This window comes from Allocellulophaga tsushimaensis, from assembly GCF_055383085.1.
Window position 1 is genome coordinate 1,910,732 of sequence record NZ_AP039451.1, and the last position, 18,013, is coordinate 1,928,744.

The window sequence follows — 18,013 nt, forward strand, 5'->3', positions numbered from 1 at the left end:
TAATAAAATAAATCATAAATCTTGAGGCATAATAATAGAATTTACAACTGAGAAAAACAGTTAATGAATTTATTTAAAGAAATTGATATTAGGAAATGTGATAACAATTTGCGTTCCTGAGGAAGCTTCGTTTAAAATAAGGTCTTTGACCTCAAAACCAATAGTTTTATTATATTTTTCTTCTAAAATTTTCAACCGTTTTTTAATCGCATCCATAGCGTAAGAACTATGATATTCTCCTTGTCTTTTTTGAATTTCTATAGCTTTTTGCCTACCAATTCCATTGTCGGTTATTGTACACTGTAGTCCATCTGGGTAAGGTGTAAATTCTATATTGAGAGTTTTTTTGCCTTTTTTGTGAAACAAGCCATGTACAATAGCGTTTTCTACAAATGGCTGAATCACCAATGATGGAATTTTTTTATCTAATAAACACTTATTGATTATATGGTATTGAAGGTCAGAACCAAATCTAAGTTTTTCTAATTTCAAGTATGTTTTTAAAAAACTTATTTCCTCTTGTATACTTATAGAATGTCTATTAGAATAATTTAATGAATTACGAACTAAATCTGAAAAGAGAACAATATAATCGTATGAGGCATTCGTATCCTGCTTTAAAATAAGGTCTTGAATAGAGTTAAGAGAGTTAAAGATAAAATGAGGATTCATCTGAGACCTTAAGGCTCTTAATTCAGACTCTATAGAATCCATTTTTAAAGATTGTCTAAGAAGTTTTTCTGTGTTTATTTTCTTAAGTCTCTTGGCTCTATATGTGGTATAAAAGAATCCTGTAATTACTAAAGCTAAAACTACAATTGCAAAAAACCACCATGTTTGCCAATAAGGATTCTTTATACTAAAACTATAAGCTAACTCAGAACTTTCTCTATCTCTATATTTTACGCTTATTAAAAAAGTATAATCGCCAGGTGGTAAATAGTCATATTGAATTTTTGGTGTTAGAACGCTTTTAATTCTTTGCTTGTTATCAAAACCAATTAATTGATAGGTATAAAAACCTTCATTCTGATAGAGTATTGACCTAAAGTCTGGAAATACAGATAATTTATTTTCTTTAAAATTGAAACTATTTTTAGTTACTTTACCTAAGTGTTTGTTCCCAACTTTAATAGAATCAATTTGCATTTCTAAGTCAATAAGATTAGTTTTAAAGCTGATAGGTATTGAGACTAAAGTATTGTCAGATGCCAACCAAATAGCATCATCAGTAATTGTAAAATCATTAATACTTCCATCTTCAATACCTTCTTCAAGGCCAATGGTTTGCCAAGTTTTATTTGTAGTATTGTATAGCTGAAAGCTAGATTTTGTAGAGATGTAAATTAGTTCGTTTTTTTTGTCTATTTTATTAACATAATTATTAGCTAAACCATTATTGATGTCAATGGTATAGAATAATTTCCCTTCTTTAAAAATAACGATACCCTGACTTTGTGTTGCTACCCATACTTCATTATTAAAAGCTAATAAATCATTAGCTATTAATTCCTTGTTTTTTAACATCAGAACTTCCTTGCCTCCGTCTTTCGTTATCCTAATTAATGAGGATATTGTAGATAGATAAATAGCCTTTTCATCTGGTATATAAATAGCATCTAAACACCTTATTTTTATATCTTTTAAAAGATAGATATTGTCTTTTACAGGTTTCCAAATAACATCAGACAACAGTTCTTTATTCCCAAATTTGTACAACCCTTCTGATGTGCTCAACAACATCGTATGACCATCAACTCTATTAATGTTTTTTAAAGCACCATAAATACCAGAATTATTATAAAAAACAGTAGGGAATTTTCTATTAATATTCATCTGGAAATCTTCCACGGAAAACACTTTTTCAGGTATAAACTCTGTATCAATACTAAGCTTTTCTATCTGATTATTATGATAACTTAAGATTCCATTTATTCTATCAGAGATAAAAATAGCACCTTTTTTATTTGAGGCAATCGACTGAATATTATTCCCTAGGTTTTTGAATTTATATTGAAAAATATTTTTATGTGGTATCACAAATAATCCCTTTCCAAAAGTGCCCAAAAACAATTCTCCATTTACACCTTCGGCGATATGAGATATAAATGTGTTTTTTAAGTATATTTCTTTAACTTTTATCGTATCATTTTCGATGACCAATTTTTCAATACCGCTGGTATGGTTTTTTCTCCAAATAGTTTTATTATTAAACTGAACATAACTGGTTAGAGATGTTAGTTTTTTTTTGTTCTTAGTTTCTCTAATCTCATTAAGTCTGTCTGCATTAATCAGTTTTTTACCTAATATGTATACGAGTCTGTTAAATTCTGAAGTATGCTCAAACTTATATTGATTTGGTATTATTTTACCTCTAGAGATTTGAAACAATGTGTCCTCTTTTTTTGTTGAAATGAATATTCTACCATCTGGTAGCTTAGAAAATTTAGTTATTTCATTAGGTCTGCGGTATATGGTTTTAATACTATCAGGCAATATTATAAAGCAACCCTTAGAACCTAAAATAAGGTTGTCATCTTCATCAAACGTCATACTCATGCTAGTAGATAATGAATTTGCAGGAATTGTTTGATATAATTCTAGTTTGTTGTTCTTTATTGTAAATATTTGGCCATTTAGGTTATAGCAAAACACATCGCCTTTTTTATTCTCTATTAGGTTAAATAATGAAATCCCTAATTGCTTTTCATTTGATGAAACAAGTTTCATTTTACCATGTTTGTATTGATAAAGACCTTCGTTTGTTGCAACAAACAATCGTAAATCTTTTGTTTGAAGAATGGAATAAATATCAGCGTTTTTTAACTCTTCTTTGCCTATTACAAAATAGTTTAAATCTTGCGCATAGCATTTACAAACCACTGTTGAAGCAATAGCAAATAGTAATAGAAAAAATAGCTCTAGCTTACGTTGCATAATTTTGATAATTTCTTAAATCATTTTATTATCAAACTCTTCGTATTGCGACCTTGATATTCTGGCCTCTATTTCGCCTTTCAAAAAAAGTTTACTTTCCGAACGATTAATGCTTTTTAGAAAATCTAAATTTACAATCCAACTACGATGACTTCTAAAAAAATTAACTTCAGTTTCTAAGACGTCTTCGTAATATTTAAGGTTTTTGCTTGTAAACAATACCTTGTCATCCTTTATATGGATATTACTATAAGCGCCATCAGCTTCAATAGCGATTATTGAATCAATATTAACAATGCGTTTGTTGCCTAATTCTGGTATAACAAGTTTTTTAAACTCTTTAGTTTTTGCAGTTTCCAAGAGAACTTCATAATGTGATAGTTTGTCCTTATTGCTTAGCTTTGTATTTAGTTTTTGTACGGCATCTTTAAGTCGATTTCTATCAATAGGCTTAACCAAATAATCTACAGCGCAAAGCTCAAATGCCTTGATTGCATATTCATCATAAGCGGTAACAAAAATAATTTCAAAATCAATTTCTTTAAAAAAATTCACTATTTCGTAACCAGAATAATTGGGCATTTTTACATCTAAAAAAACAACTTGGGGTTTATGTCTTTTAATTTTAAATACGGCTTCTTGAATATCTGATGCCTCTTCAATAACGTTAATATTTAAAATATCATCGTTAAGTAAACTACCTAGCACGCTTCGTGCTCTAGCTTCGTCATCTACTATAATCGCCGTAATTTCTTTCATAAGGTTAAAGGTAGTTTAAAGTGCTTAAAATATGTTTTTTAGCGATTTATTTGATTTCTGTTCATTAATTAAAATTGATGTCCGTTAAGTTGTATCATGATATAGCAAAAAAATAGAGTGTTTATTATATGTCTGAAAATATCTAAAAAATATTTATTAATCAGAATTGATATTCAAAAAGTACCTGTTTATTTATTATTGTATTTAAATTATGTTAGCTTAAATCTTATTACTGCTTAATTGAGGATTTATCTTTCTAAAGCAAGTACCTAAAATATATTTCCCTATGTGTTACTATATAAAATTATCGTTCATCATAATTTCATTATTTATAATAGGATGCAAAGAAGGTAGTAAGAATAAAATATGTAGTACTCATGAAAAAATAAAAACAGATGACTATTCTTTTAAAATTGATAGCTTAATCAAGACAAAGAATCCTAGAAAGTTTAATGGGGTAATATTTATTACTCAAAAAGGTAAGACTAAATATTCAAAAGCGTATGGCTATTCTAATTTAGAAGATAAAATGCCTATTAAACTAAGCGATAACTTCAGAATCCAATCCAATAGCAAACAGGTTACTGCTGTTTTAATACTAAGAGAAGTTGAAAACGGTGGTATAGACTTACAAAGCCCAGTTAAAAAGTATTTATCTGAAATCAACCAAAAGTGGTCAAATGAGGTAACTGTTCATCAATTACTTAATATGTCATCTGGGATAAAGAGCTTAGATGAACCATTACTTTTTAGGCCCGGAACAGATTTTTATTATAGCAATCCCGCATATGCACTACTTGGAAGAATACTTGAAAAAGTAACTGGAAAAACATATATAGAAAAGGCTAATGAACTATTTGAAGAATTAGCTATGCATAACACATATTGTTACGAATTAGGGATGACAACTAATAAATTAATTAATGGCTATGCCGATGATAATGAAAATAATAAATTTATTGTTAAAAACATAGATAAGAATTTGGCGGACCTTGCTAATCCAAAGGAATGGTGGAAAGACTTTATTCCAGCAGGCGGTATCATTTCTAATTTAAATGATTTAAACATTTGGGATAAAAACCTTTACAAAGGTAATTTGCTAAAACCTGAAACATATGAATTAATGACATGTAGTTATAGAAAAACAAATTACTTTAAAGCCTATGGAAAAGATAAAGTAGGTTATGGTTATGGAGTCTGTATAAGTAAAGAACCAGTACTTAATATTGGGCATCCCGGCAAAGGATTGGGATTTGGTTCGTTTAAATTTTACGTGCCCAAAAAAGATGTAAACATAATAATATTACAAAATTTATATTACGATGATAGCCTTATTTTTTTCCATTTTGAAAAAGAGATAACAGCGATCGTTTTAAACAGCACTTTGGTAAAATAAACACATAAAACCTCTAACTATCTATTTTAAGTTTTACAAAAAATAATGTTGTTAAGAAAATTACCCTTTCTCAAAATACAATGTTTATTTTCATTAAACATATTTAATACTCATTAAATCATACAAATATCAATACATAAAAAGACTAAATTAAAGTTTGAATTAATAAAAAATAAAATGAAGAAATTGTTAGTTGTACTTGCCTTTACCTTTTTTCAATTAAGTGTTGCACAAGAAAATAATACTGTTTCAGTCTTTCATAGATTATTAATTTATAATTCTGAAAACGAAATAATGCTTGTGAAAATTAAAGGAAAAGGTGCTGAAGTTTGGGTTACACCTGGTATTTATCAAGATTCTAATCAGTTCGTAAAAAAAGGATTAGATGATTTAGTGAAAACGTATGGTATAGAAACATCCAATCCCAAACTAAAAGGAGTTTTTTCTGTCCAATATGAAAATGATGAAAAAAAAGAAATGTGGTTACGAAATTATTACACCTGTAAGTATATCAAAGGAGATATTCATTTTCCTAAAAATCAACCATTCACAGTCTCGGAAATAAAATGGGTATCTCTTGAAAAATCCCAAGAAATGCTTAGTCATGAATTTGTAAAGTTAATGTTAGAACAAACACACAATAATCCTGATATTGTTAGTGGTGGTTCTATTAGGGTATTAAAAGAAAATGACAAGGTTAAAGTGAAAATAGAAGAAGAGTTTTATCCACTTTTTTATAAAAATTAATTGCTGATTTTCTTATTTATATGCTCAAATATGCATCCTTTTATCAATAGTTTCCTAAAAATAACATTCAGTACTTCCGATTAAGCTTAATAACTGCAAAATTGTTAAAAGATGAGTATCTATAAAAAAATGCTTTCAGAATTAAAGCAAAAGAAAATTTTCTATCAAGCTCAAAATTATGCATTTGAGTATATAGATAATCTTGAAACATCTAGAGTATATCCAAATGAAGAAGATTTAGCTAAACTTAAAGTTTTCAAAGAAACTCTTTCTGAAAAAGGTAAAACGGCATCTGATATACTATCTCTGCTTCACAGCAAAGGTTCCTTAGGTACTGTTAAGCATACAGGAGGTCGGTATTTTGGCTTTATAATTGGTGGAGTAACGCCCATATCTATAGCCACTAAATGGCTTACTGATTTATGGGACCAATGCGGTGGGTTATATGTGTCATCACCCATTAACTCTGAGTTAGAAGTTTTATGCGAAAAATGGTTGATAGAATTATTAGGACTACCAAAGGAATCTATTGCTGGTTTTGTAAGTGGTGGTTCAATGGCTAATTTTAGTGCTATTACTGCTGCTCGATATCATATTCTACAAAATCTTGGTTGGAATGTTAATAAAAAGGGATTAAATGGCTCCCCTAAAATTAGAATTATTACTCATGAACAAATTCATGCGAGTATTCGAAAGAACCTTATCCTTCTTGGATTTGGAGATGAAAACATAGAATATTTACCATCAGATAATCAAGGCAGGATAATTGTTAATTCAATTCCAAAACTAGACGATTCTTGTTTAGTTTTTTTACAAGCAGGTAATGCAAATTCTGGTGCTTTTGATGATTTTGATACTGTTTGTAAAATGGCTAATAAAGTAAATGCTTGGGTACATATTGATGGTGCATTTGGATTGTGGGTTGCTGCATCAAAGGAACTATCTTATTTGACTAAAGGGATAGAAAAAGCTGATTCTTGGGCGTTAGATGCACATAAGACCTTAAATACTCCTTACGATTCTGGAATTGTTATTTGTAAACACCCTGATGCTATGGCAAATGCATTACAAGCTACTGGTGAATATATAATTTACACTTCTAAAAAAAGAGACCCAATGCTGTATACGCCTGAGATGTCTAAACGTTCAAGAGTGATAGAATTATGGGCTACATTAAAGTATTTAGGAGTTCAAGGTGTTGATGAGATGATTACAACTTTTCATGTAAGAGCGAAACAGATAGAACAAGGATTAAGAGAACTTGGATTTCAAATTCTCAATGAAGTTGTCTTCAATCAAGTTCTCGTTGCTTGTGATAATGAGGCAAAGACCAAAAAAACATTGGATTACATTCAAAAATCAGGGGAATGTTGGTTAGGTGGTTCTACTTGGCATGGAAAAACTGTAATTAGAATTAGTATTTCTTCTTGGATGACAACTGAAAGTGATATAGAAAAGACTATCAATATTTTTGAAACAGCAAAAAATAATTAGGGATTTCAAAATTATTAATCAACTACATTAAAACTATGAATTATTTTTAGGCAACCACGATGTTTTTGATTAGTAGTCTAAATCTGTGTAATTACTTATATCAATTTTTCGACTAGAGTCGTTAGCATCTTTTACAGCTTTTAGGATATCATCCAATAAAGTTCGGTCAAATAATTCACCTTTCATTATAACAGAATTAATACTCCTGGTGTTACTTATATTTTCTAAAGGATTCTTATTCAGCAGTACTAAGTTAGCATCTCTTCCCGAAGCGATAACCCCAGAATTACTTCCCAAATAATTAGCTGGTATAGCTGTTGCTGACTGTAAAACTTGTGCAGTTGACATTCCTATATTATTTAAGCTCAAAAACTCGTCATGAAGTGAAAACCCGGGAACGGTTGGCGGAAGATTCGCATCAGTACCTGTCATTATTTTAACGCCTTTTGAAGCACATACTTTTGCGAGGATTTGGCATGCTTTTACATAGGTACTCCAATACTCTTTGTATTCTTCTGTTTGTTCTTCTGTAATGTTTTTGGGCAACCTATAACGATTTACATTAGGAAGCCAACCTAATCCTTGGGGTATGTACGAAACCCATTCACTTATTCCAGGGTTTTCATATTCTAACTCCACACTCTTTAAAACTTCTGTTATCTCAAAAGGCTGCTTTGCAAAACTTTCTGTAAGCCATAAAGTAGAGGTAATGGTTACATCATTTTTAGTTAAATTTTCAGCTATTTTAGCGGCTCTTGATTGAATGTATTTTATGAATGCTTCCTCTTTACCTTTAAAACTTCCAATTTTTCTTTTACCATCAAATTCTCTACTTAGTGCATTCATTAATTCTTCAAAATGAACAATATTTTTTTGACCACCTTTCCAAAAATCATCAAAATTAACCGACCAAGGGATATGCCCAGATACTGGCATTCCTAATTCATTTGCCTTATCTAATAGGGCATAATAAACTTCTTTAGTAACTTGACTATAAATTTTAATGCCATCATAGCCTTGGTCATAAAATTCTTGAGTCATTTCTCTAGCCTCTTCTGATGTTTTAATATTAGCATAGCCTTGAGAATATTCCATAAACCAACCTTCAAGAGTTTCAAAACTTCCAATCCTAGGTGAGGATACATACATTTTTGGTCCAATTCTTTCGTTTTCCTCTATTTGTTGTTTCCATTTTACATGATCTTCTTCACCAATAAGTTCTCTTATTTCGGTTACACCATTAGCAAGATATAAGAGTAAATCATTAGGGCTTTGGAATAGGTGAACATGGGTGTCTATGAAACCTGGTACTAAATACTTGTTTTTACCATTTATAACTTTTCCTTTGTATGAACCATCTAAAAGGGTATCTATAGATTTTATTATAGCTTTTTCAATAATTATTGTTCTATCGTTCAACATGGTTTTACCGTCAGTTGAAAGAAGATTAACATTAGTAATTGCAAAGTTTCCTTTTTGCGGATTAAATTTTTTGTAGTCAACTCTTTCTGTGAGTTGACCATACATTAATTTTCCCTGTCGGTTCATGTAGATACCACCAACAACGAACAAAATAAAAAGTATAAAAAATAAAATTTTAAATACTTTTTTTATTACTCTTAGAACCCGTTTAGATTTACCCATATTTGATTGGTTTGGTTTAATTAAATAATTTAAATTATTTAATTATAGGCATGTTTACTGTTTGATGAATACAAAATTTGTTTAACGAAAAGTCTTCAGACTAGTTCATTTTCAGTATTTTTTCAAGTACAGCATCAATAACTTTAGACATTTTTTGAATATTAATCGTTTCAATGGTATCAGATTTTCGATGATAATTTTTGTTGCGATTAGGCCCTGTATCCGTTAACATAGATGCACTATAACCAAAATTCCAATAATTTAAATGGTCGGACCAATCTAGGCCTTCTATGGATTTTGGCCCAGACAATGATTTTACTTTTATTTTGTTTTGACTTTTCAGTTTTCTTTTTAACCTCCTTGCAAATTTTCCTTTCCCCCACTTATTGACAAGCATAATATAATCGCCTTTTGTACCATACACCCAGGACATAAGGCCAATAGGAAATTTCTGCGATTTTTTTGTCTTATCAAAATAGCCTATCATATCTAAAGATAACATCCCATAAACATCTCTTTTAGTATCAAAAAGAGATTTTGCATGTCTATAACTTCCCATATTTTCTGTTCTAAAAAACGGTGGTTCTTCTAGGGTATACGCAACAAGTTCAATACGATAATTTAATGGTTTTCCTTTTAGTAATCTGGCTAATTCTAGAAGACCAATCACACCACTTGCATTATCATCTGCACCATCTTGGTCTCCACAAACATCATAATGTGCTCCAATAATAATAGTTCTCTTTAAATGTTTTCCAAAAACTGAAATAACATTTTTATATTCATTACCGTCAACCTTATATTTTTGATAGTATGCGGTATCTGCATATTGTTCCAATTGCCGTCTTATATACAAAGCAATTGAATCTAATGTATGGAAATTGCGATAATTTCTGTGCTTTTCGGTATTAACAATTTCATCAAAATGTTTCTTTATTAATACAGTGTCCGATTGTGAAAAACTATTTAAAAAGAAGAGCAATAAACAGACAAGTATTGGTGTTTTTTTCATTTTGATGATGTTTCCTGAATTACTTTTTTTAGATAAGCCCAATTTCTAGGACTTACTTTTTTTATATAATTAAAATCACTATCAGACAGAAATTCTTGACCATTTCGGTGTCCATTCATAATGGCCTTTACTAGATAAAAAGATGCCCAATTACTTTCTTCATGCTTTGATAATGAGCAAGCGCGTGCCGTATTAATATAATCTTCAGTTTTTATTGAACCGTTTGATTTTAAAGCTTCTAAGTAATAGGTCACTGCTTCGTCATAATTTTTATAAATCATTGCTTGTTTCGCTTTTTGTACATTTTTACTATATGCTTTTTCAAAAGCATTACTACGTTGAATAGCCTCTTCTTTAGTAGGGATTTTATAATTAAATCCATATTGTTGCGCATAGGTTTCAACGTGAAGGTCAAAGCCCATAACGGCTCTTCTATTCTGCACATTGGCTTCATCTTCTATAGGTTGAAAACTTCCCTTGGTAATACCATTATTGGTGCTACTTTGAGTAGCATATAATTGCTTAATACCTTTAAATACAGCAACTCTATCGTACAAAAATGCATAATTAACTGGGTCAGCTTCTCCTTTATCTGCAGCCTCTTTTAAAAGTGGTAAGCACTTTATTTGGAAAAGCGGATCTCTATCTGAATGTTGTGCAATGAGCCAAGCACCAACACTAGCTTTTTTTCCTACTAAACTATAGGTAGGCCAACCATATTTACCGATAATAACTTTTAATCTTTCGGTATTGTTACTATCTGAAGCAATAATTTTATTAGTAAGTGTTTTGAACTTTGGATGATCTGTTTTTCCAGAACTGGCCATTTTAGCCCATTTCTTTCTTAGCTTTTTATCAGTGCTTCTTATTCCAATCAGTTCTTTAGATAATTTAGGATTTTCAATATGTTGTGAAGCTACATCACAACTATATAGCAATAGTATTAGTATTGTTAATTTTATAGTCAATTTCATAAGTATGGTTTTTCTGTTTTTATTGAGTTGCTCCTTTACTGATTAAATAAGCTATTACAGCTTTGTGCTTCCCTTTTTTAGCCATACGTAAAGGGTTTCTTTTTTCGGCTCCTAGTCGATAACCTTCCCTAACAGTTTTGTTAATATCTGCTCCGTGTTCCACTAAATATTTAACAACATCTAAATGCCCATTCCAAGCTGCTCTGATTAGCGGTGTCTCGTCACCTTCTACATGAATGTTCACATTTGCATTTTTTGAAATTAAATACTTTACTATGTCTAGATACCCAAGTTTAGACGCTTCAATTAAAGGGCTGCCATCTAGTTTAACGCCTTCATTAACATCTGCTCCTTTTTCAACAAGAATTTTCACAGCTTTTATATTACCTGTTTTTACAGCATTTATTAAAGGTGAGCCATTTCCTTGAAAAATTATAGTATTTTGATCGCCTGAAGCGATAAGTTGAATAGGTACGTCTTTGTTGTTTTCTTCTTGGCTAAATACACTTGTTAGGCTAAGGCAAGCTATTAGCGTAAACACAATTGTTTTCATTCTTTTAAATATTTTAGATTATTATTTAATTCAAGGCAAACATATCTAAAGACCTCAGACTAAAAGTGATAAATAGACCAATTGACTTTTAGTACACAAATACAATTGATATTGACTGAAAACTAGTTGATCAATCGAAAATGGGGTTTAGTCATGATAAAATTTGGATTCGTCTATTAATAAAAACTAAATAGCATTGTTTAGTACCTTTGGGTTTTTATGATTGTAAAAAAAGGTTATATCGATAGGATCATACAGAATAGGGTAGTATCGCACTTTATTTTCTGGATTTTGTTTTTTATTATCTTCTCTATTCTTGCTGTGTTGAATTCTGGAAATCTAAAAGAATCAATACTTAGTTATCTTGCTTTATTACCCTCCCAGTTAATGGCAGGTTATTTTTTGGTCTACTATCAAGTCCCTAAACTTTTACTAAAGAAGAAGTATGCTTTATTTGGTATTTCTTTTCTTTTGTCTGTTTATATTTTTTCAATTGTAGCCAGGCTGAACAGTATTTACCTTGCCGAACCTTTTTATAGAGAAGATTTTTATCAAGAAAGTTTGCTTGAAGTTATGAAAGACCCTCTTTATTTGGCTATTGTTTACTTTCCTACTGTCTATGTTGTAGTGTTTTTAATGCTTATAATTAAAGTAGTAAAAGACCGCTTTGAAGAAAAACATCAGTTTGAGATATTGCAGAAAGAAAAAGCCAATACAGAATTAAAATTTCTTAAAGCTCAAACCAATCCACATTTCTTATTCAATACGCTAAACAATTTGTACTCACTTACATTGGCTAAATCGGACAAAGCTCCAGAAGTGGTTTTGAAGTTATCAGATATGTTAGACTACATGTTATACCAGTGTAATGAACCTACGGTATCTATCATTAAAGAAATTGAATTAATACAGAATTATTTAGATATAGAATCCTTGAGATATAATAGCACATTAAACGTTAATTTTAAGCATTCTTGTAATAATACTGATGCTGAAATAGCCCCATTAATTTTATTACCTTTTATTGAAAACGCTTTTAAGCATAGTGCAAATGGAACAACACCAGCACCAGTAATAGATATAGAACTAAATATGACAAACAATAATCTGCAATTTAAGATTCGAAATTCAAAACCTACTTCTGTTAATATTACAAGAAGTAGCGGTATTGGTATGGGAAATATAAAAAGGCAATTAGAATTACATTATAAAAACAGCCATGATTTAATGATAGACGATGGACACGACTATTACAAAGTTGATTTAAATATATTCTTAAAATAATGAATATAAATTGTATAATTATAGATGACGAACCTCTGGCTATCAAAGTCATAGAGCAATACATCTCTAATATGAATAATTTAATTCTAAAAGGCACATTTGAAAACCCTATGGAAGCTCAAGAATTATTAAATTCAAATAACATTGATTTAATTTTTTTAGATATACAAATGCCCTTGATAACAGGAATCGATTTTATAAAAACCGTAAAAATTAATTCAAAAGTTATCTTTACTACAGCGCATAGAAATTACGCCATTGAAAGTTATGAATTAGATGTTATAGACTATCTTTTAAAACCAATTTCATTTCCACGATTTCTCAAAGCGATTAATAAATATGAAGAGAATAGTTTGGAGAATAACAATAGGCTTGAATCTCGTTCTGATGATAATTTCATCTATGTGAATTCAAATAAAAAAAATATAAAAATAGATTTTCATTCAGTACTTTATATTGATAGTATCAAGGATTATATTAGAATTCATACTTCTGAAAAAACAATTGTCACTAAAGAAAAAATTAGTTCTTTTATAGAGAAATTATCAGAAGATTTTATCAGGGTTCATAGATCCTATATTGTAAATAAAAATAAGATAACTGCTTATACTGCCAAAGACATTGAAATTGAAGACATTGAAATTCCAATTGGAAATTACTACAGAGATGAGATAAGAAAGTTAGGAAAATGACTTTGCTTATCTATTAAAACGTTTTAAAAATTAAGAACACTATATAGTGCATCATCTGCCTCTTTATATTTAAAATTTACTTCATAATTTATTGTTATTTTTAAATCAGAATCCATATACTTTCTATTAATTTTGCCTTCAGTATCCAAAGCCCTCTATATGTTCCTTTACGTAGTCGAAAATAGGTCTATCTATTTCAGTTTTATTTGTTTCGGAGAAGTGTTATTAGATTTGTTCTGTAATTCTATGAACGATTTTCTTGCTTAAGCAATTTTAATTGAAATAAGACTATTAAGGTTTTTTTGTTTTAAAGATACTTGAAGTCTGATATCTAAAAAAGAAATGTAATTCCAAAGATCATTTTTAGCCCCTTTTTTGTTTCTTAGTCAAATGAGATAATGATAACTTTGCAAAGTAAAACTCTTAGCAGCAAGAGTTAAAAAATAGAAACCGATGAGTAACTACAAAGGAATATTGAATAACATAGCAAGATATGTTGAATTGTCAGATAGTGAAATAGAGGAGTTTACTTCCATATTAAAAACCACTAGAGTAAAGAAAAGGCAATTTATTGTTCAACCTGGGTTTGTTGCTGAATATAGAAATTATATTGTAGAAGGAGCAGTTCGGGTTTTTTATTTAGATGACCAAGGGAAAGAACATACGGTAAGTATTGGGGTAGAAGATTGGTTTTTTACAGACTTTCACAGCTATCTAAATAGAACTCCTGCAGAATACTATGCTGAAGCGCTTGAGGATTCCGTAATACTACAAATGAAATATGATGACATAGAGGAACTCTGTAGCAGAATACACCCTTTATGCCAATACTTTAGAATGTATATAGAAAAAGCCTTATCCCATTCTAACCAGAGAGTTATTACCAATATTAGTAAAAGCTCTGAAGAACGGTATTGGGATTACGTTAATAAATACCCACAAATTGCAAATAGGGTACCGCAGTATGTCTTAGCATCCTATTTAGGAATTTCTCCAGAATCAATAAGCAGAATCCGCTCAAAATCTTAAAAAATTGATGTAGATCAATTTTACCGCTTGATAAACGTCAAGCTCTTTTCTTAACACAGGTCATATGAATCTCTTTACATATGGCGCAACTTTGTCATGTCTATAATTGAGAAATTATATATAGATCATAAAAACACAAAGCCTTTAAAAATAGTAACATTTTTCAAGTGCTCATTAGGAATAGGTTTCTCCTAATAACTGTGCAATTTTTGATCAAACGAAAAACATAATCTTAAAAAACAAAGTAAATAATTTAGTATGAAAGCAGTAGTATACAAAGAAAGAGCTCAAATTGAGGTTGTAGATTTGCCCAAACCTCAATTGGTAAAAGACGATGATGTAATTGTAAAAATTACACTTGCAGGTATTTGTGGGGCAGATTTAGAGTTTACACAAAATGGACCAGAAATGGGTTTATTTAAAGGAATGCGAATAGGTCATGAGTTTGTAGGGATAGTAGACCAAGTAGGTAAAGGAGTTCATAGCTTAAAAGTTGGAGATCGTGTTATCGCTTCTGCTATGTTTGTAGACGGTGATTGTTATTATTGTAAACGAGATTTACCTTCGGCATGTGATCATGGAGGTTTGTTTGGAACACCACTTTTTGCGCAGCACGGCGGTGATGATATCCAAGGAGGACAAGCAGAATTTATCCGTGTGCCTTATGGTAATTCTTCACTATTTAAACTTCCAGAAGGTTTAACAGGAGATGAGCATGATACCAAAGTACTTCCTTTAGGAGATAATTTTGCTACAGGTTATCATGGCGCATTAAATGCGAATATTAAAACAGGAGAAACTGTAGTGGTTATTGGTGATGGTGCAGTAGGGCTAAGTGCAGTAATGGCTGCTACATTATTTGGTCCTTCTACTATTATTTTAGTAGGACGTCATGAGAGTCGTTTAGAATTGGCAAAAACTATTGGAGCAACCCATGTTGTGAATTCAAAAAACGAAGATCCTGTAGCATTTGTAAAATCGCTTACAGAAGGTAGAGGCGCAAATTCTGTTATTGATTCTGTAGGTAATAAAACAGCTATTACACAAGGTATGGAAATGACGCAAGCTGGCGCATCGATCAGTGTGCTAGGATTTGGTCACCTTTATGAAACTGTAGATCCACCGTATTCATCAGCCTTGTTTAGAAATATAACAATCCATACTGGTGTTGTAAATGTTGCGGCATATATGAAAAAATTACTGCCTATTGTAGAAAGAGGTGTAATTGACCCTAGTAAAATCTTTACAGATATTTTACCATTATCAGCTGCAGAAAAAGGCTATGATTTAATGCGAGATCGTTCATCAGGAACCCTTAAAGTAGCATTACGCCCTTAATTGAAACAATAAAATTAATGTGTCGGAAAAGGCTATAAAACATCTTTTTTTGACACATTTCTCAGCTCTAAAATACAGATATGAAAACATTATTTTTAGTTGCATTGACAGGAATTTTACTAGTCTCTTGCGCAAAAGAACGAACAGCAGAACAGAAAAAACAAGACGAAGTTACTTTAATGGAAACAAGCCGCAAATGGTCTGCATCATTTTCTACCGAAGCCTATTTTAGTTTTATTGGTGAAGATGGTATTATGATGGCTCCAGAACAACCTCTTTTACGAGGTCATGAAAAAATTAGAAAGGTATTGAAACAATTTCAAGCGCTACCAGGTTTTAAGGTTACTTGGGAACCACAAGAAGTATTTGTGTCTAAGGATGGAGATTTAGGCTATACCATAGATAAGATGTTGGTGAATTTTGATGATGAAGCGGGCAATACCGTAAACCAATTTGAAAAAGTGGTTTCTATTTGGAAAAAAGATAAAAAAGGGGAGTGGAAAATGGCTGTAGATATTTGGAATGCAGACCCAACTCTAAAATCCATTCATTAATAGTTTACTTCTCTATTTCATCATAACAATTTTCTAATATGTCAAACTTAAAAGCACAGATTACCCTACCTGCCTCGAGCCCTGAAGCTGAGGTTAGTCAACGTATCGGGATTACTGATATTACCATTCATTACAATAGGCCATATGTTAAAGGAAGAAAAATATGGGGTAATGTAGTGCCTTATGGATTTAATTATTTAGGCTTTGGAACGGCTAAAGCAGCGCCTTGGAGAGCAGGATCGGATTTTAATACCACCATTACTTTTACACATGAAGTTCGTATACAAGAGAACAAGGTTCCTGCAGGAACATATGCTTTGTTTATGGCACCTGAAGAAAATGGAGAAGTAACCATTATTTTGTCTTCTAATGCTACTTCTTGGGGTTCGTACTATTACGATCAAAAAGAAGATGTACTTCGTTTTAAAGTTACTGCTATAGATAAAACTATATCTACTGAAATGTTGACTTATAGTTTTGATACTGTAGCTCCAACAAGTGCAACAGTTTCTTTGCATTGGGATACCAAAGAGATCCCCTTTACAATTGATGTAGCAGTTGATGAAATAGTTATGAAAGGGATTCGTAATGATTTAAGGAATCCAAAAGGGTTTCAGCAGACTACTTGGGATAGTGCAGCCAATTATGCTTTTAGTGTAGGCCAGTTAGACCAAGCATTAGAATGGATCAATGCGTCTATTGAAGGTCACTTTTTTAGTAAAGAAACATTTAGTAACCTTTCTTTGAAATCTCGGATTTTAGAAAAACAAGGCGATATTGACGAGGCAGAACGCATACTGCAAAAAGCGATTCCATTAGGAAGTCCTAATGAACTTTATCGTTTGGGTTTAGGATTTATAATAGACGATCAATTAGATAAAGCAATAGCAATTATGCAAGCAAATGTTAAAAATAATGATGGTGCTTTTCCAAGTCATTATGGATTAGCAAGAGCATATTCTGCTAAAAAAGACTTTAAAAATGCATTGATTGCTTTAGAAAAAACGGGGACAGACACTCCAGAGCATTTTAAACTTAGATTTGTAAAATATAAGAAACAATTAAAAAGCGGAAAAAAAATTAATATGAACTAATTATAGTTCAATCTTATGAGAGCTAACAAGCTTATTCAAACAAAATTTAAATTAAAACACATGAAAAAAAATTTATTCACATTAATAACAGTAATTACTATGACAATGACAACAGCAGTAAAAGCACAACAAACAGATTTAGAACATATTGAAACGACCTTAAATTACTATCTCACAGGGCTTGTAAATAATGATGCAAAAACCTTAATAAAAGCTTTTCATCCTACAGCAACGATGAAATGGATCGGTAAAGAGTATACAGAAGTTAATGCTATTGAAGGTTTAACGGAAGGTATGGATGGAACTCCTCTAAAAGAAAAGATAAAAACAAGAGTAGTTTCTGTAAGCATATCTGGAGACGCCGCTAGTGCACAATTAGAAATTCAATTTCCAACATTTACCTACATAGATTTTATGCATGTGTTAAAGGTAGACGGGAAGTGGAAAATAGTCAGTAAAATATTTTACACAAGGCAAGATGCGCAATAAGGTTATTTTGTTAAAGT

Annotated in this window: 16 protein-coding genes; 10 read left to right on the forward strand and 6 right to left on the reverse strand. The window is 30.9% G+C overall.

Annotated features, from left to right (window positions below; all coding sequences use genetic code 11):
• Window positions 1-69 precede the first annotated feature (69 nt).
• A complete protein-coding gene (locus ACZ451_RS08120; RefSeq protein ID WP_464216617.1) occupies window positions 70-2,937 on the reverse strand; it encodes a sensor histidine kinase in 2,868 nt (955 codons plus the stop codon).
• A 15-nt stretch (window positions 2,938-2,952) separates the two neighbouring features.
• Window positions 2,953-3,696, reverse strand: a complete 744-nt coding sequence (locus ACZ451_RS08125) for a LytR/AlgR family response regulator transcription factor (RefSeq protein WP_464216618.1) — start codon at window positions 3,694-3,696, stop codon at window positions 2,953-2,955.
• A gap of 286 nt (window positions 3,697-3,982) precedes the next feature.
• Here ACZ451_RS08125 and ACZ451_RS08130 point away from each other — a divergent pair, with 286 nt between their 5' ends.
• From ACZ451_RS08130 to ACZ451_RS08140, 3 genes are all read left to right on the forward strand, one after another.
• The gene (locus ACZ451_RS08130) at window positions 3,983-5,092 is read left to right on the forward strand and encodes a serine hydrolase domain-containing protein (protein ID WP_464216619.1); all 1,110 of its coding nucleotides are present in this window, start codon (window positions 3,983-3,985) and stop codon (window positions 5,090-5,092) included.
• A gap of 177 nt (window positions 5,093-5,269) precedes the next feature.
• Window positions 5,270-5,839 (forward strand): hypothetical protein, encoded by a 570-nt coding sequence (locus ACZ451_RS08135; RefSeq protein ID WP_464216620.1) that lies wholly within the window; start codon window positions 5,270-5,272, stop codon window positions 5,837-5,839.
• 111 nt (window positions 5,840-5,950) lie between these two features.
• Window positions 5,951-7,333, forward strand: a complete 1,383-nt coding sequence (locus ACZ451_RS08140; protein WP_464216621.1) for a pyridoxal phosphate-dependent decarboxylase family protein — start codon at window positions 5,951-5,953, stop codon at window positions 7,331-7,333.
• A 69-nt stretch (window positions 7,334-7,402) separates the two neighbouring features.
• On the opposite strand, the gene ACZ451_RS08145 is transcribed toward ACZ451_RS08140, so the two are convergent.
• The 4 genes from ACZ451_RS08145 to ACZ451_RS08160 form a co-directional block, all read right to left on the reverse strand.
• Window positions 7,403-8,977, reverse strand: coding sequence for an amidohydrolase family protein (locus ACZ451_RS08145; protein ID WP_464216622.1), 1,575 nt, complete (start codon window positions 8,975-8,977; stop codon window positions 7,403-7,405).
• A gap of 100 nt (window positions 8,978-9,077) precedes the next feature.
• Window positions 9,078-9,989: a M28 family peptidase gene (locus ACZ451_RS08150; protein ID WP_464216623.1), complete on the reverse strand. Its 912-nt coding sequence runs from the start codon at window positions 9,987-9,989 to the stop codon at window positions 9,078-9,080.
• A complete protein-coding gene (locus tag ACZ451_RS08155; RefSeq protein WP_464216624.1) occupies window positions 9,986-10,963 on the reverse strand; it encodes a DUF6624 domain-containing protein in 978 nt (325 codons plus the stop codon). Before ACZ451_RS08155 ends, ACZ451_RS08150 begins: the two co-directional genes overlap by 4 nt.
• A 19-nt stretch (window positions 10,964-10,982) precedes the next feature.
• Window positions 10,983-11,516, reverse strand: coding sequence for an ankyrin repeat domain-containing protein (locus ACZ451_RS08160; RefSeq protein ID WP_464216625.1), 534 nt, complete (start codon window positions 11,514-11,516; stop codon window positions 10,983-10,985).
• Window positions 11,517-11,903: 387 nt separating this feature from the next.
• Between ACZ451_RS08160 and ACZ451_RS08165 the strand changes: the two genes are divergently transcribed.
• From ACZ451_RS08165 to ACZ451_RS08195, 7 genes are all read left to right on the forward strand, one after another.
• Complete coding sequence (locus ACZ451_RS08165; RefSeq protein ID WP_464216626.1) at window positions 11,904-12,800, forward strand: sensor histidine kinase; 897 nt, start codon at window positions 11,904-11,906, stop codon at window positions 12,798-12,800.
• Window positions 12,800-13,492, forward strand: coding sequence for a LytR/AlgR family response regulator transcription factor (locus tag ACZ451_RS08170; protein ID WP_464216627.1), 693 nt, complete (start codon window positions 12,800-12,802; stop codon window positions 13,490-13,492). The genes ACZ451_RS08165 and ACZ451_RS08170 overlap by 1 nt, the downstream gene beginning before the upstream one ends.
• Window positions 13,493-13,945: 453 nt before the next feature.
• The gene (locus tag ACZ451_RS08175) at window positions 13,946-14,521 is read left to right on the forward strand and encodes a Crp/Fnr family transcriptional regulator (RefSeq protein ID WP_464216628.1); all 576 of its coding nucleotides are present in this window, start codon (window positions 13,946-13,948) and stop codon (window positions 14,519-14,521) included.
• Window positions 14,522-14,779: 258 nt separating this feature from the next.
• The gene (locus ACZ451_RS08180; protein ID WP_464216629.1) at window positions 14,780-15,859 is read left to right on the forward strand and encodes a zinc-dependent alcohol dehydrogenase; all 1,080 of its coding nucleotides are present in this window, start codon (window positions 14,780-14,782) and stop codon (window positions 15,857-15,859) included.
• A gap of 80 nt (window positions 15,860-15,939) precedes the next feature.
• Window positions 15,940-16,413, forward strand: coding sequence for a YybH family protein (locus tag ACZ451_RS08185; RefSeq protein ID WP_464216630.1), 474 nt, complete (start codon window positions 15,940-15,942; stop codon window positions 16,411-16,413).
• A 38-nt stretch (window positions 16,414-16,451) separates the two neighbouring features.
• Complete coding sequence (locus ACZ451_RS08190) at window positions 16,452-17,507, forward strand: DUF2911 domain-containing protein (protein WP_464216631.1); 1,056 nt, start codon at window positions 16,452-16,454, stop codon at window positions 17,505-17,507.
• Window positions 17,508-17,567: 60 nt separating this feature from the next.
• A complete protein-coding gene (locus ACZ451_RS08195) occupies window positions 17,568-17,996 on the forward strand; it encodes a nuclear transport factor 2 family protein (protein WP_464216632.1) in 429 nt (142 codons plus the stop codon).
• Window positions 17,997-18,013: the final 17 nt, after the last annotated feature.